This is a genomic window from Candidatus Methylomirabilota bacterium (assembly GCA_036005065.1).
In the GTDB taxonomy this organism is placed as follows: domain Bacteria; phylum Methylomirabilota; class Methylomirabilia; order Rokubacteriales; family DASRDR01; genus DASYQW01.
The window spans coordinates 17,324-35,916 of record DASYQW010000290.1 but is presented as its reverse complement, the minus strand read 5'-3'; the positions used below and the strand labels follow the sequence as shown (position 1 = coordinate 35,916).

The 18,593-nt window shown below is 70.2% G+C and carries 20 protein-coding genes and 1 pseudogene; 1 reads left to right on the top strand and 20 read right to left on the bottom strand.

What is annotated here, in order from left to right; all coding sequences use genetic code 11:
* Positions 1–375 precede the first annotated feature (375 nt).
* The gene (locus tag VGW35_19975; GenBank protein ID HEV8309948.1) at positions 376–1,188 is read left to right on the top strand and encodes an MBL fold metallo-hydrolase; all 813 of its coding nucleotides are present in this window, start codon (positions 376–378) and stop codon (positions 1,186–1,188) included.
* Positions 1,189–1,322: 134 nt separating this feature from the next.
* Here the strand turns inward: VGW35_19975 and VGW35_19970 are convergent, their stop codons facing one another.
* The 20 genes and pseudogenes from VGW35_19970 to VGW35_19875 all read right to left on the bottom strand — a co-directional run bounded on the left by VGW35_19970 (position 1,323) and on the right by VGW35_19875 (position 18,493).
* The gene (locus tag VGW35_19970; protein ID HEV8309947.1) at positions 1,323–1,700 is read right to left on the bottom strand and encodes a metallopeptidase family protein; all 378 of its coding nucleotides are present in this window, start codon (positions 1,698–1,700) and stop codon (positions 1,323–1,325) included.
* Positions 1,697–2,008 carry a hypothetical protein gene (locus tag VGW35_19965; protein HEV8309946.1) on the bottom strand — a complete coding sequence of 104 codons (312 nt, stop codon included), beginning with the start codon at positions 2,006–2,008 and terminating at the stop codon, positions 1,697–1,699. The genes VGW35_19970 and VGW35_19965 overlap by 4 nt, the downstream gene beginning before the upstream one ends.
* Before the next feature lie 24 nt (positions 2,009–2,032).
* Positions 2,033–4,177 (bottom strand): bifunctional (p)ppGpp synthetase/guanosine-3',5'-bis(diphosphate) 3'-pyrophosphohydrolase, encoded by a 2,145-nt coding sequence (locus VGW35_19960; GenBank protein HEV8309945.1) that lies wholly within the window; start codon positions 4,175–4,177, stop codon positions 2,033–2,035.
* Positions 4,178–4,242: 65 nt separating this feature from the next.
* Positions 4,243–5,193 carry a protein translocase subunit SecF gene (gene secF / locus VGW35_19955; protein HEV8309944.1) on the bottom strand — a complete coding sequence of 317 codons (951 nt, stop codon included), beginning with the start codon at positions 5,191–5,193 and terminating at the stop codon, positions 4,243–4,245.
* A 160-nt stretch (positions 5,194–5,353) separates the two neighbouring features.
* Positions 5,354–6,901: a protein translocase subunit SecD gene (gene secD / locus VGW35_19950; protein ID HEV8309943.1), complete on the bottom strand. Its 1,548-nt coding sequence runs from the start codon at positions 6,899–6,901 to the stop codon at positions 5,354–5,356.
* 19 nt (positions 6,902–6,920) lie between these two features.
* A complete protein-coding gene (gene yajC / locus VGW35_19945; protein ID HEV8309942.1) occupies positions 6,921–7,259 on the bottom strand; it encodes a preprotein translocase subunit YajC in 339 nt (112 codons plus the stop codon).
* 128 nt (positions 7,260–7,387) lie between these two features.
* Positions 7,388–8,476: pseudogene (gene tgt / locus VGW35_19940) on the bottom strand (tRNA guanosine(34) transglycosylase Tgt).
* Positions 8,477–8,487: 11 nt separating this feature from the next.
* On the bottom strand, positions 8,488–9,537 hold the full coding sequence (queA, locus tag VGW35_19935; protein HEV8309941.1) for a tRNA preQ1(34) S-adenosylmethionine ribosyltransferase-isomerase QueA: 1,050 nt from the start codon (positions 9,535–9,537) through the stop codon (positions 8,488–8,490).
* Positions 9,530–9,859, bottom strand: a complete 330-nt coding sequence (locus VGW35_19930; protein HEV8309940.1) for a tRNA-binding protein — start codon at positions 9,857–9,859, stop codon at positions 9,530–9,532. Before VGW35_19930 ends, queA begins: the two co-directional genes overlap by 8 nt.
* Positions 9,856–10,998, bottom strand: a complete 1,143-nt coding sequence (locus VGW35_19925) for a SpoIID/LytB domain-containing protein (GenBank protein ID HEV8309939.1) — start codon at positions 10,996–10,998, stop codon at positions 9,856–9,858. The genes VGW35_19930 and VGW35_19925 overlap by 4 nt, the downstream gene beginning before the upstream one ends.
* On the bottom strand, positions 10,995–11,222 hold the full coding sequence (locus VGW35_19920) for a DUF2905 domain-containing protein (GenBank protein ID HEV8309938.1): 228 nt from the start codon (positions 11,220–11,222) through the stop codon (positions 10,995–10,997). The genes VGW35_19925 and VGW35_19920 overlap by 4 nt, the downstream gene beginning before the upstream one ends.
* Positions 11,223–11,246: 24 nt before the next feature.
* Positions 11,247–12,266 (bottom strand): Holliday junction branch migration DNA helicase RuvB, encoded by a 1,020-nt coding sequence (ruvB, locus tag VGW35_19915; protein HEV8309937.1) that lies wholly within the window; start codon positions 12,264–12,266, stop codon positions 11,247–11,249.
* Positions 12,266–12,862 carry a Holliday junction branch migration protein RuvA gene (gene ruvA / locus VGW35_19910; GenBank protein HEV8309936.1) on the bottom strand — a complete coding sequence of 199 codons (597 nt, stop codon included), beginning with the start codon at positions 12,860–12,862 and terminating at the stop codon, positions 12,266–12,268. The genes ruvB and ruvA overlap by 1 nt, the downstream gene beginning before the upstream one ends.
* 44 nt (positions 12,863–12,906) lie before the next feature.
* A complete protein-coding gene (locus VGW35_19905; GenBank protein ID HEV8309935.1) occupies positions 12,907–13,431 on the bottom strand; it encodes a crossover junction endodeoxyribonuclease RuvC in 525 nt (174 codons plus the stop codon).
* A gap of 6 nt (positions 13,432–13,437) precedes the next feature.
* Entirely contained in the window at positions 13,438–14,190 is a 753-nt protein-coding gene (locus VGW35_19900) for a YebC/PmpR family DNA-binding transcriptional regulator (protein HEV8309934.1), read from the bottom strand.
* A gap of 32 nt (positions 14,191–14,222) precedes the next feature.
* On the bottom strand, positions 14,223–15,200 hold the full coding sequence (locus tag VGW35_19895) for a hotdog domain-containing protein (protein HEV8309933.1): 978 nt from the start codon (positions 15,198–15,200) through the stop codon (positions 14,223–14,225).
* A 123-nt stretch (positions 15,201–15,323) separates the two neighbouring features.
* Entirely contained in the window at positions 15,324–16,115 is a 792-nt protein-coding gene (locus VGW35_19890) for a methyltransferase domain-containing protein (protein ID HEV8309932.1), read from the bottom strand.
* An 86-nt stretch (positions 16,116–16,201) separates the two neighbouring features.
* Positions 16,202–16,555 (bottom strand): STAS domain-containing protein, encoded by a 354-nt coding sequence (locus VGW35_19885; GenBank protein ID HEV8309931.1) that lies wholly within the window; start codon positions 16,553–16,555, stop codon positions 16,202–16,204.
* A 17-nt stretch (positions 16,556–16,572) separates the two neighbouring features.
* A complete protein-coding gene (locus VGW35_19880) occupies positions 16,573–17,289 on the bottom strand; it encodes a hypothetical protein (GenBank protein HEV8309930.1) in 717 nt (238 codons plus the stop codon).
* A 535-nt stretch (positions 17,290–17,824) separates the two neighbouring features.
* A complete protein-coding gene (locus tag VGW35_19875; protein HEV8309929.1) occupies positions 17,825–18,493 on the bottom strand; it encodes a hypothetical protein in 669 nt (222 codons plus the stop codon).
* Positions 18,494–18,593 lie beyond the last annotated feature (100 nt).

Below are 18,593 nucleotides of genomic sequence, written 5' to 3'. Positions count from 1 at the left end.
CGGTTCGATGCAGCTGCTTGGAGATGTGGGCCGGGGCGCGCGCATCGCTTGGTTCGGCCTGAGGCCGGGCCATCGGTCCCGCTTCGCGCCTGATCCGCGCCAAGGGTAGCCGGCTGGAAGCCGACTATTTCGGCTTGATGCGGCGCCGCCGCCTGCGCGCGGCATTCTTCTGGCTGGCGCCTCCCGGCGTCCTGGGGTGGAGCCAGCGATAGATCGCCGGTGGCCGGGGCAAAACGGCGCGGACCGCTGGTTGACAGAGAGTCGGTCGGCGAGCTATTCCTCGGGGCGTTCACCTACCGGGTGACGACTTACTACGTACCGCGCGACGGAGTCCGGCTCCGACGTCGGGACCGGCGCGCGCGAGGAGAGACGGCGATGCGAACACCACGGGACGCGCGGCGGGGGATCGCCGCAGTGATCATCGGCGCGCTGGCGCTCCTCGGTCCGCGGGCGGAGGCGCAGACCGCTCCGGTCACGATGGAGTGGCTGTCGTGGTCTCATTTCCGCTTCACATCACCCGGAGGCAAGGTGATCCTCACCAATCCTTTCGTCACCAATCCCGACAGCCCGATCAAGGTGGCGGATATCGTCAAGGCCGACGTCATCCTCGTCGCCGACGGCCACGGGGACGAACTCGGCTCCGCCGACGAGATCGCGATCAAGACCGGCGCCAAGGTCCTCGCCCCCGGTGAATTGCTCCGGACCTATTTCGAGCCGCGGAAGGTGCCGGAGGCCCAGCTCCTCCGGCTCAATCCCGGGGACCGGCAGCGATTGGACGGCATCACCGTGCGTGGCGTCAACTCGGTGCACGGCTCGGGGACCCCGGACAAGATGTACGGCGGGCCGGCGCTCGGCTTCATGATCCAGTTCGAGAACGGGCTCATGGTGTACTTCGCGGGAAGCACGGCCGTGACGCTCGACATGCAGCTCTGGGCCGCCCGCTACAAGCCCGACGTGGCGATCCTGCCGCTCTCGGACCGGCGAGAGGTGGAGGATGTCGTCGAGATGGTCCGACTCCTGCGGACGGAGAACCCCAACCTCAAGACGATCATCCCGCATCATCACCGGCTCAAGCCGGCCCCGGGCGCGCCCACGCCGGCCGATCTCGAGAGCGCACTCAAGGCTGCGGGGTTCCCCGTCCGGCTCCTGAATCCGGAGCTGAGCCGGAGCTACGAGCTCAGGAAGTAGCGCGGCGGCCCCGGCGGCTGAACCGCCGCCTCGGCCTCGCACCGCGGCGGCCACCACCGGGGCCGCGGCGGCTTCGCCACCGCCACGACGGGGGGGCATCGGGGGGGGGTCTTCCGAGACCCCCCCGAAATGACCTAGGGCTCCTGCTCCAGCTCCTCCAGCCGGTCGTCGTCGAGGCCGAAGTAGTGGCCGATCTCGTGCACGACCGTGTCCTGGACGAGCTGCTCCATCTCCTCGATGCTCTCGCAGTCCTCCTGGATCGGCCCCTGGTAGATCGTGATGACGTCGGGAAGCACGTTGCCGTAAAAGGAGTCGCGCCGGGTGAGGTCCGTCCCCCGATAGAGCCCGTAGAGCGTGTCGGGCGGCTCGACGCCCATCTCCTCGAGGGTGGCGTCGTCGGTCCAGTCTTCGACCACGATCGCGATGTTCTGGAGCTTCGTCCGGAAGCGCCTCGGCAGACGCGCGACGGCGCGGTGGACGAGCTGCTCGAAGGTCCGGCGGCTGAGCTTCACGGCTCGCGCTCCCCTCGCTTCGCGCGCATCGACGACTCGGGAGTCCCCGCGCCCGAGCCCGGGGAGGGCGTCGTCCGTCCGGATCTCCGCCGCCACTGAGGGCGCGCGCCGAGCCAGGCGAGCAGAGGAGACACGAGCAGCGTGAGCAGGACGACGATCGCCAGCGTCGCCAGCACGAGGAGAGCTCCGACCCCCGAGGCCAGCTTGTGCTCGCCGGCGAACGCCAGCTTCGACTCCAGCACGGCCAGCCCCGCCACGGCCGCCGCCATCAGGACGGTCAGAGCAGCGCTGACGTGGGGGGAAAACATGGGACGCCGCCCGAGGAGGGCGCGTCAGAGGCCGCGGAGACGCTCGACGCCGATCACGTCCTTGACGGCGGCGATCGCGCCTATCACGCCCTGCAGCTGATCGAGGTCGGCGACCTCCACGGTGAAGTGGTTGATCCCCTTCCGGTCTTCCGTCACCGTCACCTCGGCCTTGATGATGTTCACCTGCCGGGAGGAGATGGCCGTCGAGATGTCGGCCAGGAGTCCCGGCCGATCACGGCCGATGAACACGGCGATCTTCACCGGCAGCGGCATCTTGTCGGCGACGTCCCACTCGACCTCGACCGTGCGCTCGCTGTCCACCAGCCCGGTAGCCAGGTTCTGGCAGTCGCGGGTGTGGACGGTGATCCCCCGGCCCCGGGTGATGAAGCCGACGATGGGATCGCCGGGAACCGGGCTGCAGCATTTCGCGAACCGGGCCAGCACGTCGTCCACGCCCCTCACGGTGACCCCGCCCGAGTCCGTCCGGGCCCGGGCCGGCTTGGTCGGGCGGGGCTCGGCCTTGGGCTCGACCAGGGCCTCGGCCGGGACGAAGCGCGCGATGACGGTCTGGACGGCGGTCTTCCCGTACCCGAGGCCGGCCAGCAGGTCGTCCACCGTCGAGTAGCCGTGCTCGACAGCCAGCTTCCTGAGCTCGTCGGATTCCAGCATCGACGTGATGGCGAGTCGGTGCTTCTTGGCTTCCCGCTCGAGCAGCTCGCGCCCGATCAGCACGGAGCGCGCGCGCTCCTCGGTCCGCAGCCACTGCTTGATCTTGGAGCGGGCCCGCGTGGAGCGGACGACCTTGAGCCAGTCGCGCGAGGGCTTTTGGGTCGGAGACGTGATGATCTCGACGATGTCGCCCTGCCGCAGGGCCTGGCGGAGCGGGACCAGCTTGCCGTTGACCCGGGCGCCGACACAGTGGTTGCCGACCTCGGTGTGGATCGCGTAGGCGAAGTCGATGGAGGTCGAGCCTTCGGGAAGGGCCTTGACGTCGCCCTTCGGCGTGAAGACGTAGACTTCGTCCGGGAACAGGTCGACCTTGACGGTCTCCATGAACTCCCGGGGATCCTTCATCTCCTGCTGCCACTCGAGGAGCTGCCGGAGCCACACGAACGCCTGGTCGAACCCGTCCTTGCCCTTTCGCTCCTTGTAGAGCCAGTGAGCCGCGATCCCTTCCTCGGCGATCCGATGCATCTCCAGCGTCCGGATCTGGATCTCGACCGGATCCCCCTTGGGACCGATGACGGTGGTGTGGAGCGACTGGTACATGTTGGACTTGGGGATGGCGATGAAGTCCTTGAAGCGGCCCGGCACCGGCTTCCACAGGGAGTGCACGACCCCCAGCGCGCCGTAACAGTCGCGCACGGTCGGGGCGAGGATCCGGACAGCGGTGAGGTCGTAGATCTCGTCGAACTCGCGCCCCTGCTGCATCTTCTTGTAGATCGAGTGGAAGTGCTTGGGGCGGCCGGTGATCTGCGCCTCGATCCCGACCTCGCCCAGCTTCTTATTCAGTATCGCAATGACCTGGTTGATCTCGGCCTCGCGTTCGAGCCGCCGCTTGGCCACCCGACGCTGAAGGTCGTCGTACGCCTCCGGCTGAAGTACCTTGAGCGCGAGATCCTCCAGCTCGCCCTTGACCTTCGCCATGCCGAGTCGGTGGGCGAGCGGGGCATAGATGTCCAGGGTTTCCTGGGCGATCTTCTTCTGCTTGTCGGTCGGAAGGTACTCGAGGGTCCGCATGTTGTGCAGCCGATCGGCCAGCTTGATCATGAGGACCCGGATGTCACGGGCCATCGCCACCAGCATCTTGCGGAAGTTCTCGGCCTGCCGCTCCTCGCGGCTGGCGAAGGCGAGCTTCCCGATCTTGGTGACCCCGTCGACCAGCTCCGCGATGTCGGCGCCGAAGCGCTCGGCCAGGATCTCCTTGCTCGTCGCGGTGTCCTCGAGGACGTCGTGGAGGAGACCGGCCGTGACCGTGGTCACGTCCATCTTGAAATCGACCAGAAGGCCCGCGACCTCCAGGGGATGGAGGTGGTAGGGCTCGCCCGAGAGACGGCGTTGCCCCTGGTGGACCCCTTCGGAGAAGGCGTAGGCCCGCCGCACGAGGTCGAGGTCGGCCCCGGGCTGGTATCGCGGGATCTCCAGGAGCAACTCGCCCAGCGTCCGCATGGTCTCCGATTCCCGGCGGCGCCGGAGTCTGCCACCGTCGTCCGCGCGCCGGGTATCCAGCTAGTTTATCGTCCGGCTCCCGCCTTCGCCACGGCTTTTTTGGCCCGGCGCTCGCGCGACCGGATCCAGGCCTCCCAGTCGACGATGATCGGCGCGGCCACGAAAATCGAGGAGTACGTCCCGGTCACGACCCCGACGAGCAGCGCGAAGGCGAAATCCCGGAGCACCTCGCCGCCGAAGACGTAGAGCACCGCCACCACCAGGAAGACGGTGAGGGAGGTCAGGATCGTGCGTGACAGGGTCTGGTTGATCGCCGTGTTGATGACGTCGGCCAGGGTCTCCCCCTTGCGGAGGCCGCGCCCCCGGTGCTCGCGGATCCGGTCGAACACGACGATGGTGTCGTTGATGGAGTAGCCCACGATGGTGAGAAGCGCCGCCAGCACGGGCAGGGACATCTCGCGATTGGTCAGCGACAAGGCGGCCAGGGCGACCAGAACGTCGTGGACCAGGGCGATGATGGCGGCCACGCCGCCCTTGAAATCGAAGCGGATCGCCGTGTAGATCAGGATGCCTGTCATGCCGGCCAGGACGGCGTAGAGCGCCTGGAGCTGGAGGTCCCGCCCGACCTGGGGGCCGACGAACTCGAGCCGGCGGACCTCGAACTTCGGCAGCCCGGCCTCCCGCAAGCCGCTCTCGATCCGCTTCGAGACCTCCTCGAGGCCGCCGCCGCTGCCCGCTGGCACGCGGATCAGGTACTCCTGCCGATCGCCGAACTCCTGGATGACGCTCTCGCCGAGCCGGACACGGTCGAGCGCTCCGCGCACCCGGTCCACGGTCGTCCCTTGCTCGAAGCGGATCTGGGCGAGCGTGCCGCCGGCGAAGTCGATCCCGTACTCGAGGCCACCCTTGTAGGCGATGTGGAGGAGTCCCGCCAGGGTCACCGCCAGCGAGATGAGGTAGGCCCAGCGGCGCTTGCTGATGAAGTCGTAGCGAGGGCTGACGAAGATCTGGAGCATGTCGGTTTCGGAGGTGGCTACGCCCCCCTCCGATGCCTCCCCTCGGGATTGCGCGGGCACAGCCCGCGCTCGAAGCGCTCCGACCAGAAGCGCGTGGACGAATCGAACCCATGCCACCTCGAGACACCACCGGGACGGGTGAGCAGGGTCGGCATCGCTCTCAGATGCTCAGGGTCTGCAACCGGCTCCGACCCATGTAGATGAGGTCGAAGATGAGCCGGGTAAAGAACACCGCGGTGAAGAGGCTCGCCAGGATGCCGATGAAGAGCGTGACCGCGAACCCCTTCACGGGGCCGGTCCCGAACTGATAGAGGATGACGGCCGACACGAGCACGGTGACATGGGTATCGATGACGGTCGTGAACGCCCGCCTGAAGCCCGCCTCGATGGCGGCCCGCACGCTCTTGCCCAGCCGGAACTCCTCCCGGATCCGCTCGAAGATCAGGATGTTCGTGTCGACCGCCATCCCGATGGTGAGCACGATCCCGGCGATGCCGGGGAGGGTCAACGTGGCATGGAAGCCCGCCATGGCGGACAGGAGGATCAAGAGGTTGAGGAGCAGCGCGACGTCCGCCACCAGCCCCGAGAGCCGGTAGTAGATCACCATGAACAGGACCACGGCCAGCGCGCCCGCGAGCGTCGAGATGACGCCCTTCCGGATGGAGTCCGCCCCCAGGGACGGGCCGACGGTCCGCTCCTCCAGGATCTGCACGGGGGCCGGCAAGGCGCCCGCCCGGAGGACGATGGCGAGGTCGCGGGCCTCTTCGGCCGTGAAGCCCCCGGTGATCTGGGCTTGCCCTGAGGGGATCCGCTCCCGAATGACCGGCGCCGAGTGGACGCTGCCGTCGAGGACGATGGCCAGACGCTTGCCCACGTTCTTCTCGGTCACGTCGGCGAAGATGGCGGTGCCGGTCCGGTCGAACTCGACCGAGACGTAGGGCTCGCCGGCGTCGGAGATGCGGACTTCCGCGGTCCGGATCGTGTCGCCGGTCAGGAGGACCGGCTTCTTGACCACGTAGGGGACCCGGGTCTCGGCCTTGGTCTGCCGCTCGACATGCCGGCCGTAGAGGATCTCGTCGCCCGGGGGAGCCCCTTCCCGGAGCGCCTTCTCCACCTCGACCTGCTCGTCGAGCAGCTTGAACTCGAGGACCGCCGTCTTGCCGATCAGTGCCTTGGCGCGGGCGGGATCCTGGATGCCGGGGAGCTGGATCAGAATGCGGTTCTCCCCCTGTCGCTGGATGGTCGGCTCGGCGACCCCGAACTGATCCACCCGGTTCCGGATCGTCTCCAGGGCCTGCCGGACGAACGAGTCGCGCCGGCTCGCGAGCTCCTTCTGCGTCAGCTCCAGCTCGAAGCGACCGGCGGCGGTGTCCGTCGTCCGGATCGTGTAGTTCGCCACGTCGGCCAGGACGGCCTGGGCGTCCTTCGCGGTCTGGGGCGAGGTGAGCTGGACCACGAGGATGGTCGAGCCCTGCCGGGCCACCTCGGCTCCGATGCCTTTCGTCTGGAGCCGGTTCCGGACATCGGTCGTCGCGCGCTCGACCACGTGCTCGAGGGCTTTGTCGACGTCGACCCCCAGCACCAGGTGGATCCCGCCCTGCAGGTCGAGTCCGAGGTTGATGGTCCGGCGGGGCGGATAGACGTACCACCCCGCGGCGGCGATGACCGCTGCCACCACGGCGATGCGGAGCCACACGTACCGCGGCATGCCTCGCGTCCCTCCCGCCTCAGGCCGATTCCTGCTCGGCCCGGGTATCGCCCCGGAGCCCGGTGACCGCGCTCCGGAGGCATTCCACCCGCACCGAGTCGGCGATCTTGAGCGTGACCGTCTGGTCGTTGATCCCCACGATGGTGCCGATGAGGCCACCCGAGGTGACCACGCGGTCGCCCTTCTTGAGACTGGCCAGCATCTCCTCCTTCCGCTTGCGCTCCCGTTGCTGCGGGCGGATCAGGAGGAAGAAGAAGATGGCGAAGATCGCGATCATGGGCACGAACTGGATGAAGACCGAGGCCGGCCCGCTGTTCCCGCCGGGCAGGGGCCCCATCGCGTAGGCCAGGTCGATCACGAGAGCTCCTCCTGCGCCGGCGGCTCGACCGCCGGCACGGTTGACCACTTCGGCCGGGAGTCCCGCGGCGTTCGCCGCGCGGGGTCGCGGCCCGGCAGGGTCTCGGCGGGCGCCGAAGCATAGGCGTCCGTGATCTCGCGCCGGAGTGTCTCGAAGGTCCCGGCGGCGATGGCCGCCCGCATCTCGGCCATCAGGCCGAGGTAGAACGTCAGGTTGTGCAGCGTGAGGAGACGGTAGACCGTCAGCTCCTGGGCCAGGAAGAGGTGGCGGAGGTAGGCGCGGGAGAACTGGCAGCACGTGTAGCACGGGCAGGCGGCGTCGAGCGGCCGCGGATCGCGGGCATGGGCGGCGTGCTTGATCGTGACGGGCCCGCGGCGCGTGAACACCTGCCCGGTCCGGGCGTGCCGCGTCGGGAGAACGCAGTCGAACAGATCCACTCCCGCCGCCACCGCCTCCACGAGGTCCGGCGGCCGTCCCACCCCCATGAGGTACCGGGGCTGCTCCCGCGGGAGCGCCGCCGTCGTGGCGGCGACGAGGTCGAGCATCAGCCCCTGGGGCTCCCCGACCGCGAAACCCCCGAGCGCGTAGCCGTCGAAGCCGAGGGCGCACGTCGCCTCGGCGGCCGCCCGCCGGAGATCCCCGAACATGCCGCCCTGAACGATGCCGAAGCAGGCCTGGTCGGGCCGGGCTGAGGCCGCGTGGGCGGCGCGGGCCCGCCGCGCCCACCGGAGCGTCCGCTCCAGTGAGCCCTCGGTCTCCGCTCGGCTCGTGGGGTGCGGCAGGCACTCGTCGAGCGGATGGAGGATGTCCGCGCCCAGGGCGTGCTGAATCTCCACGGCCAGTTCCGGCGTCAGGAGGTGCTCGGTGCCGCCGTCCAGATGCGAGCGGAAGCGGACGCCCGTGTCGTCGATGGTGCGAAGGGCGGCCAGGCTCCACACCTGGTAGCCGCCCGAGTCGGTGAGGATCGGACCGTCCCAGCTCATGAAGCGATGGAGGCCCCCGAGCTCCCGCACCAGGGCGTGACCGGGGCGCAGGAAGAGATGGTACGTGTTGGCGAGGACGATCTCCGCCCCCACCTCCCGGAGATCCCGAGGGGTCAGGCTCTTGATGGCGCCCTGCGTTCCGACGGGCATGAAGGCGGGGGTCTCGACCGTCCCGTGGGGAGTGGTGAGCCGCCCACGCCGCGCGCCGCCATGCTGAGCCAAGAGCCCGAACATGCTCGGCCGCCCTACCCGAGCAGCATGGCGTCGCCGTAGGAGTAGAAGCGGTAACCGGCGCCGACCGCATGACGGTAGGCGTCCAGGATCCGCTCCCGGCCGGCGAAGGCCGAGACGAGGAGGAGGAGCGACGACCGGGGCAGGTGAAAATTCGTCAGGAGCGCATCCACCACGCGGAACGGATAGCCGGGGGTGATGGTGAGATCGGTCCACCCGCTCCCAGGCGCCACGGCACCGTTGTCGCCGGCGGCCGTCTCCAGCGCCCGGACCGTCGTGGTGCCCACGGCGACGACGCGGCGCCCCTCCGCCCGCGCCCGGCCCAGCGCCTCGGCCGTGGCCGCGGGTACCTGGTAGCGTTCCGGCTCCATGCGGTGGTCGCGGACGCGGGCGGCCCGGACGGGACGGAACGTCCCCGGCCCGACGTGGAGCGTGAGGCGATGGATCTCGATTCCCGACGCCTCCAGGGCCGCGAGGAGCTCAGGCGTGAAGTGGAGGCCTGCGGTCGGCGCGGCCACCGCCCCGTCCCGGGCGGCGTAGACGGTCTGGTAGCGCGTCCAGTCCTCCCCGCCCGGCTTGCGGTAGCGCCGGATGTAGGGCGGGAGCGGCGGCAGACCGTGGGCGGCGAGGAGGCTCTCGACGGAACCGGCCCACTCGAGCCGAAGGCGCCGGCGCCCGGCCTCGCCGAGGGCCGTCACGGTGGCCCGCGCGACGCCGTCGGCGAGCCGGAGGGCGGTCCCCGGCGGGCACTGGCGCGCCGGGCGAACGAGCGCTTCCCAGTCCCCGCCCTCGAGCTCGCGGATGAGGAGGACCTCGGCTGCCCGGTCCGTCCCGGCGATCGTCCCGAGGAGCCGGGCCGGCACCACCCGCGTGTCGTTGAGGACCAGGCAGTCGCCGGCCCGCAGGAAGACGCGGAGGTCGCGCACCCGCGCGTCCGTTCGGGCCCCCGACCGCCGGTCCAGGACGAGGAGCCGGGCGGCGTCCCGAGGCTCGGCCGGATCCTGGGCGATCCGCTCGGGCGGCAGCCCGTAGTCGAAGAGCGCCAGCTCCGTGGCCTCAGCCAATGCGGCTCCCCGGCTCCACGTCGCGGTCGGGGCGGAGCAGGATCACCTCGTGCCCGTGTACGTAGGCCCCGAGGACGAGGACCTCGGACTCGAAGGGGCCGATCTGTTTGGGCGGAAAGTTCACGACGCACACGACCTGGCGCCCGACGAGGTCGTCGGGTCGGTAGTGGTCCGTGATCTGGGCACTCGCGCGCTTCTGGCCGAGCGTGCCGAAGTCGATCCAGAGCTTGTAGGCTGGCCGCCGGGCCTCCGCGAACGGCTCGGCGCGCACGACGCGGCCGACCCGCATGTCCACCCTCTCGAAATCGCCCCAGCCGATCATTTCAGCGTGGCGAGGGAGGTGCCGGGGTAGTAGTGGGCCAGGATCTGCGGGTAGGCGTAGCCGCGGTCAGCCATGCCCTTGGCCCCGAACTGGGAAAGCCCCACCCCGTGTCCCCAGCCGCGCCCCTCGAAGCGGATGGTGCCGTCCGGCCCCGGGGCGGGGACGAACAGGGTGCTCTTGATCACATCGTACCCGATCAGGCGCCGGAAGTCGGTTCCCTTGAGCGTCGTCGCCCCGCGGGAGTGTTCGACCGCGAGGCGGACGATGCGGAGGGACGCGCTGCGCTCGAGCACGGTCAGCCCGGTGACCTCGCCGATGTCGACGCCACCCTGGCGGAGACGATCGCCGATGATGCGGAGGGACAGCGTCGTGGCCCACGCGTAGTTCGGGGAATCGAGGGAGAACTCGTCCCGGATGCCGGGGAGCGGCGGGATCCCGTCACCCGAGAAGATCGTCTGGGGCGGCTCCGTGTAGCCGCCGGAGTCCGAGTGGTAAAAGGCAGGGAACACGCTCCCCTGCCAGCTCAGGACCTGGCCGGCGGTGGCGCGGGTCGCCTCCCAGGCCGGGGAGTTCTCGGCAATCCAGCCGGCGTAGTTCTGGTCCTTGCTGCTGGCGACCAGGTGGTAGGGCTTGCTCGCGTTCCGCTGCTGCTGGAAAACGGCATAGGTCCGCGCCGCCACCGCGATGGCGCGCAGCGCTTCCGCCGGCCACTTCTCCGAGCTCTCGGCCCGCACGGTCCCGGCGACGTAGTCCTCCAGGGGGATCTCGTTGACGAGCAGGAGGAGGCCGTCGCCACTGCGCCAGACTTCCAGGACGCCCGAGTAATCCCGGGAACCCACCCGCAGCGCACTGCGCCGCGTCTCCAGACGCACCCCGGCCATCGCCAGGGACGCCCGCTCGGCGCGGGCTTTGCCCCAGGTCATCTCGAGCCCGACCCTCGACGGCACGATGCGGATCAAGCGGCCGGCGGGGATGCCGAAGCGCCGCGTTCCCGCCGCCGAGATGGTCACGAGATCAGCCGCCCCTATCTCGACGGTGCGCAGGCCGTCCCCGAGCGACACCCGGACCGGCTCCGCCGCGGCCGCCGGCCACACCGCCAGGAGGCCCAGCAGGACGAGCGCACCCGGCAGTCCGCTCATCGCCGGGACAGGAACGCCACGATGAGGCTCAGGACCACGCTGATGATGATCGAGGTCGTCAGGGGGAAGTAAAACGACCAGTTCCCCCGCTGCACGTGGATGTCCCCGGGCAGGCGCCCCAGGAACGGGATCTTGTCCCCCACCGACCCCGAGAACATCAGGATGCCGCCGATGACGATCAGCAGCACCCCGAAGCCGATGAGCACCTTTCCCATCTCTGCCATGCGCGCCGACTCCCTGGCCTCGCACTACAGCGACAACTGGAGCGGGCCTTCCGCCCGGTAGCCGAGATGGTGGTAGGCCGCTGCCGTGGCCTTGCGCCCGCTCGGGCTGCGGACGACGAAGCCGATCTTGAGCAAGTACGGCTCGACCATCTCGGCGAGCGTCTCGGCCTCGTCGTTGATGGTGGCGGCGATCGCCTCCAGCCCCACCGGGCCGCCCCCGTAGTGCTCGATGATGGCCTGGATGAAGCGCCGGTCGAGCCGGTCGAGCCCGCGGCCGTCGACGCCCTCCATCGTCAGCGCCGCCTCGGCGGCGGCCCGCGAGACGCGCCCGTCAGCCTTGACCTGGGCGAAGTCGCGGACGCGCCGCAGGAGGCGGTTGGCGATCCGCGGGGTTCCGCGCGCGCGCCGCGCGATCTCGAGCGCGCCCTCGGCGTCGGTGGGGACCCCGAGGATTCCGGCCGAGCGGGCCACGATGCGGGCCAGCTCCTCCTCAGTATAGAAGTCCAGGTGATGGAAGATCCCGAACCGCTCGCGGAGGGGCGAGCTGAGCATGCCGGGCCGCGTGGTCGCGCCCACCAGGGTGAACGGCTTGAGGGGAATCCGCATCGTGCGGGCGTGCATGCCCTTCTCGACGACGAAGTTGACCTCGTAGTCCTCCATCGCCGGGTAGAGCAGCTCCTCGACCACCCGCGGCAGCCGGTGGATCTCGTCGACGAAGAGCACATCACGCGGCTCGAGGCTCGTGACGATGCCCATGAGGTCGTCACCGCGCTCGAGCGCGGGCCCCGAGGTGGTCTTGATCTGGCTCCCCATCTCGTTGGCGATGATGTAGGCGAGTGTGGTCTTCCCCAGGCCGGGGGGACCGTAGAGCAGCACGTGATCGAGACACTCCCCGCGCTGCCGGGCCGCCGCCACCGAGACGGCGAGGCTCTCGACTGCCGCCCGCTGTCCGATGTACTCGTCGAGCCGCTGGGGGCGGAGGGCCCGCTCGAACTGGACCTCGTCGGCGAGCGGCAGGCGGCTCAAGAGCTCTTCGGTGCCCATCAGGCCGTCTCCCGGCGGGCGCGATAAATCTCCTCGAACAGCGCCTCGGGCGTCTCCAGCCCCGGCCGGCGGGCCAGCGCCTCGCGGATCGCCTGGTCCGCCTCGCCCGGGCGGAGCCCGAGCTGGCGCACCAGCACCTCCCGGACCACTTCCCCCACCTCGTCGTGGTCGCGCTCCACGGGCGGTCGCGACGGCGTCTCGCGCGGCATCAGCGCGTACTTGGCCACCTTGCCCTCGAGCTGGGCGATGATGTTCCGGCACTTCTGGGGGCCGATGCCCGGCAGCCGCCGGAGAAACCGCTCGTCCTTCCGCACGATGGCGTCGGCGATCTCGGAAACCGGCGCCACCAGCGCCCGGGCCGCCACCAAGGGGCCGACGTCCTTGACCGTGATCAGGCGCTCGAAGAACTCTCGCTCGAGCTCCCGGGCGAAGCCGATCAGCACCGGCCGCGGCTGGTCACGCGAGGCGTGGTAGTAGATCACGAGCGCCAGCTCGCTGGCCTCGTCGCCGTCGGCGGCCACCGCCTCTCCCAGCCCCTCGCGGACCACCGGCGGCAGCACCACCTCGTATCCGACCCCGGCGGATTCGACGACCACCCGATCCTCGAATCGTCGCCGGAGCCGACCGCGGAGCCACGCGATCATCGGAGCGTGAGCGGCCCCACCCGGCCCGCCCGGGAGAGCCCGGTGAAGGCGAGCGCCAGCGCGTCGGCGACGTGGCTGGGACGCGGCAGGGCGGGGAGGCCGAGGAGGGCCTGCATCGCCCGCGCCACCTGGGCCTTGGCGGCGGCGCCCGAGGCGGTGACGGCCCGCTTGACCTCCGCCGGGGAGACGCTCACGAGCCCGAGTTTCCGCTGCCGCCCGGCCAGGCAGATCATGGCGCGGGCATGCCCCATCAGGATCGCCGTCCGCGGCACCGCGGACGCGCTGAACACCTCCTCGATCACGATCAGATCGGGCGCATAGACCTGAAGGACGCCCTGAATCCCGTCGTAGAGCTGCTCGAGCCGAACCTCCAGGGGGTCGCCCGCGCTGGTCCGCAGGACTCCGGTGCCCAGGACGGCGAGGCTCCCGCGCCCCCCCTCCACCGCGGCGAACCCGGTCTCCGCAAGGCCCGGGTCGAAGCCGACCGCCCGCAGCCCGAGCCCGCTGCCGTCCGGCCGCATCGAGCTTCAGGCGGCTCCCAGTGACTCGAGCACCTCGTCCGGGATGTCGAAGTTGGCGTAGACCTGCTGGACGTCATCGAGCTCTTCGAGCCCCTCCACGAGGCGGAGAACCTGCTGGGCCTCCTTCCCTTCCAGCCGGATCGTGGTCTGGGGCACGTAGGTGATCTCGGCCGCCTGGATCGGGACGCCCTTCTGCTCGAGGGCCCGGCGCACGGGCTCGAACTCGGTCGGCTCGGTGGAGATCTCGAAGTGCTTGTCGATCCGCCGCATGTCGGCTGCCCCCGCCTCCAGCGCGAGCGTGAACAGCTCGTCCTCCCCGACGCGCGTGGCGTCGACCTGGATGAGGCCCTTCCGCTCGAACATCCAGCCGACCGAGCCGACCTCGCCGAGGTGTCCGCCGAACCTGGCGAACGTGTGGCGGATCTCGGGAGCCGTTCGGTTCTTGCTGTCGGTGAGGACCTTCACCAGCACCGCGACCCCCCCCGGGCCGTAGCCCTCGTAGGTGACCTCCTCGTAGGTCTCGCCCGGGAGCTCGCCGGTGCCCTTCTGGATCGCCCGCTTGAGCGTGTCCGCGGGCAGGTTGACGCCCTTGGCCTCCTCGATCGCCGCCTTGAGGCGCATGTTGCCCTTGGGATCGCCCCCGCCGACGCGCGCCGCGGTCGTGATCTCTCGGATCAGCTTGGAGAAGAGCTTACCGCGCTGCTGGTCGTTCTTCGCCTTCTTGCGTTTGATCTGAGCCCACTTCGAATGGCCGGACACGTCCCCTCACCTCCCCTTGTCCCGCGCCGCCGCTACCACGCCTCGGCCACGAGACTTTCCCGGAGCCGCCGCACGCGCTCGATCCGGGCCGCCTGGCGCTTCTCGGCCTCCTCCCAGTGACGCCGCTCGACCGGCGTCGTCGGGCTCGTCGACGGGAGCGGACCCCCGGCCGCCCGGAGCTTGACGAAGGTCAGGTACGCCGTGCACGTGTGGCGCACCTCGCCGGTGAGCGGGGCCTCCGCCAGCACCTGGAGCCCGATCTCCATCGACCGCGTCCCGACCCGGTTCAGGGCGCCGCGCAGCATCACCATGTCGCCCACCCGGATCGGGGCATAGAACTCGAGCGCGTCCATCGATGCCGTGGCCAGCGGCGCCCGCGCGTAGCGCACGGCCAGGATCGCCGCCGCCTCGTCGACGATCAGGAGCAGGCGCCCCGCAAACATCAGGCTTCCGTGGAGCGCGTCCTCGGGAAAGACGAACCGGGTCGTCTCGAACCGCCAGCGGAAGCCGGCCGTCTCGTCCCGCACCTCGCGCGCCCGCTCGGCCCGCACGGCCAGTCGCGCCCGCCGGGCCTCGCGCCGGGCCTGGGCGGTCTGCGTGACCGCGACCTCTCGCGCGTCGGCCGGCGTGATCCTGGCGCCGACCGGCCGCGGCTGGCCCGCCTCGTCGATCGCCACGAAAACCAGGTGCGACGAGAGGGTCGGGTGTCGCTCGCCGGTCGCCGCCTGCTCCGAGTAGACGCGGACACCCACTTCGAGCGACTTCTTCCCGACCCACTCGACCCGCGCCCGGAGGATGGCGATCTCTCCGACCCGGACGGGGTGAAGGAAGTCGATGTCGTCCATCGCGCCGAGGGCGACCGGCCCGCGCGCGACCCTCGACGCGGCCAGCGTCCCGGCCGTGGCGATCCATTCCATCATCCGGCCGCCGTAGATCTGCCCGGGCGCGCCCGCGTACTGGGGAAAGACGTACTGAACCATCTCGGCGACCGTTTCGCCGACCGTGGGCACGCGCGACTCCCTTCGTGTTCCGGAACGACATATTGTAACCGGGGCATCGCGCGGAAGTAAAGGCGCGGACCGCGCATCACGTCGCGGCGGCGGGTCGCCTCACGAGCGCGCGCGGCCCTTACGTCAGCGGCGGGCGAAGGCCTGGAGGGCGTCGGCCTCCATCGCGATGGGACCGGCGGACCGGAAAGCGGCCAGGCGGGTTCGCAGCTCCTCGACGACCACGCGCTTGGCGGGCTCGGGGAGTCCGCGATAGGCCTGACCCAATCGGGCCCCGCCCGCCTCGACCGGACCCCAGTAGTCCTCGAACGATTCGAAGACGATCCGGCGCGTCTCCCGCGCGGTGCGGACGTCCCGGAATCCGGCCCCGGCGAGCGCCTCCCCGAGCCGGGCGGGATCGGCGAGGGAGAACCCGATGTGCAGCGCCGCGCGCTGATCGGGGAGCTGCCGGCTCAACGCGTCGGCCAAGAAGCCGACGAACGGGACGCGGTCCGGCGTCGACCACACGCAGGCCCCCAGGCGTCCGCCCGGACGAAGCACCCGTCGGAAGTCGCGCAGGGCCCGGTCGAGATCCGGTACGAACATGAGCCCGAGCTGGCAGATCACCGCGTCGAAGGCCTGATCGCGGCAGCCGAGCGCCTGGGCATCCATAGCGGCCAGCGCGAGTCGACCGGCCGCTCGACCCTTGGCGGCGCGGAGCATCGGAAGCGAGATGTCGATCCCGACGACGCCCCCCGACGGCCCGACGCGGGCCGCCGCGGGCTCGGCGGCCTCGCCGGTCCCGGTGGCGACGTCGAGGACTCGGTGGCCGGCGGCAAGCTCTACCCCGTCCAGCAGAGCCGGGACGTAGAGCCGCGACCAGCGGCCCATGAAGCGGTCATAGGCGGCGGCGCCCGCGTCGAACGACAGGGTCGTCATGCGGGCTCGAGCCTATCACATGACGGAAGGGGCCCCTGGTCGCCTCCGCGACTCAGGGGCCAGAGGGCGGGCTGTGTTGCGGGGTCCTACACCGCGGGACCGCGCCAGACGCGGAACGCGGCGATCGTGCTCGAGCGCTTCAGGGCCGAGCTGACGGTCGGGTTCAACCGGAGGAACAGGACGCCGTGAGGCTGCCCTTCGATGGCGCGCTGGCCCTCCAGCAGGGCCGCCACGCCGCTGGCGTCGATGGCCGGCACGTCCTCGAGGTCGAGCAGGAGCCGGGGCTCGCCGGTCTCGGCGTAGCTCCGGATCACGCGGCGAAACGTCGGGGCCGTCGACGCGGTCAGGGGTCCGCGCAGCCGGAGGTGGACCAGGCCGTCCTCCGGCGGCGGGACCCCGGGCCGGGCCGCCATCGGGGCTGCGATCTCGGTCGTGCTCATGGCGGCCGTCCCTCCCCTTACTGGAACAGCGTGACGATGAAGATCGCCTGGGGCGTCCCGTCGCGCTGGCTGAAGTCGCCCGCGCCGAGCGGCGCCAGCGTGCCACCGGCAACCGAGAAGCCCGTCAGGGTACTGGTCGGATCGAGGTAGCACCAGCCCGTCGGGCTCAGCACGGCCGGACAGCCCTGCGTGGTATCGAAGGGAACCAGGGCCACGCCGCCGAAGCCACCACCGGTCTGGTTGTCGCCCAGCGTGCTCCAGGTGCCCGAGGCGAGCACGAACGGGCACGGGCCGCCGCAGAGCGGGCTTCCGTAGAGCGTCGTGAAGTCGAGCTCGCCATCCAGCGTGCCGGGCTGTTGCCCGCTGGCGGCGGTGTCCACGAGGAAGGTCCCGGACGTGGGACCCTTGCCCAGGATCGGCAGCCCGTTCGGGAGCGCGCCCAGCACCGGGATCCGCGAGTTCGCGTGGGCCTCGGCGGCGCCGACGAGCGAACTCAGGGTTCCGCACCCGTCGCGGAGATCGCCGATCTCGGTCGCCTGGGCCTGTCGGGTGCCATCCGGCCACGACACGTTCTCGAGCGTCTCGCGGAGCACGGCCTTGACGGTGCCGTTCACCGTCAATCCCTGGAAGGCGCAGCCGTCCGCCCATGCGGTCGTCGAGCTCAGGCCGAGCAGGACTCCCGCGGCCAGCAGGCCGACCTTCAAGCCACCACGTTGACTGCGATGCGGTTCCATTGGCGTCATCTCCTCACCTCTCGCCTGGATCGGGTCGACCCGGCGAGGCCCAAGTGCGACCGAAGATGACGTGGAGATCAGGTTCCCGCCCGACTGAGCGCCACGTGCGGACCATTCCGCCTTTCCCGTTCGCCACACCCTGCCCAGTGTTTCCATGCCCGCTCGTTGTTGCAACGGCAGGGCCAAGCGGAAGTGGCGTGCAAACTCCTGGGATTTCAGCATTTTCTTAGGTGGAACCGGGTCACCCCTGAGCGGCTCGCCGTGGGCGCCGTGCGGCCGGATTCCCGAATGAAACGCCGGACGAGGCGTGCTCTCTCACCAGTTCGCGTTCGCTTGCGTGAGCTCGGATCTACTGGAGGAGCACCTGGATCGAATACGGACTGACCAGCGAGGTGAGGAACTGAGCGGCAGGGGCTCAACACGCAACCAGCTCGGCGGGGAAGCGGCGGCAAAAGCGAAGGGGTCCACGCGGGCCTCTCAATGGCCCGCGGGACCCCTGTCCTGCTCGGTCGCGATCAGGATTCCGAGTCGAGGCCTACTGGTGCCACTCGCCCTGAATCTGGAGCTGGGTCGATGAGAACCCGACGAGGATGCACTCGCCAGTGTCCTGAATCGATGGGTCGCAGAGCGGGAGACCGCTGGGCACCAGCCCGACGATGTGGCCCGTCGCGGGATCGATGGCGACCGTGAACGTCCCCTCGACGTCGCCGTTGCCCTGGACGCCGCCGCCCGTGAAAGTCAGGGAGCCGGTGATACCCAGGACAACGACCACCTTCGGCTGTCCGTCGCACGGAAACCCTGGCGGTACCACCGCAGGTCCCAAGATAAAATTGGACGATCCGCTCCCAGACGCTTGAGTCTGCGGGTTCGCGAACGTCAGCTTGGCGTGAATCTGCCCCGACTGGGTCGCGATCGGAACGTTGGTCCCGAAGTCCAGAAGAAACGGTCCGGTGATGTCGGGGCCATCGAGGGTCCCGGACACGGTGCGGTTCTTGACCACGAACCGCCCGCTCTCCCCGGCCGGCGTCACGGCGCCTTCATCGATGAGCCACGGGACTGTGGCGCACTCCGTGGCCAGGAAGGAGCCCGACGCGCTGAACGGAGTCGGGCCGGCCGCCCGGGCCAGGCCCGGGCTCAGGGTGACCAGCAACCCGACCGCGAGCCCCAGCGCGAGTGCCAGCTGTTTACCGCGAGGCGGTTTCATCGCGTCATCTCCTCACCTTTCGCCGGGGTTTTTCCCCGGCGAGCCCCAAGTAGGACCAGATGACGTGGAGATCAGGTTGCCGACTGAGCGCCACGTGCGG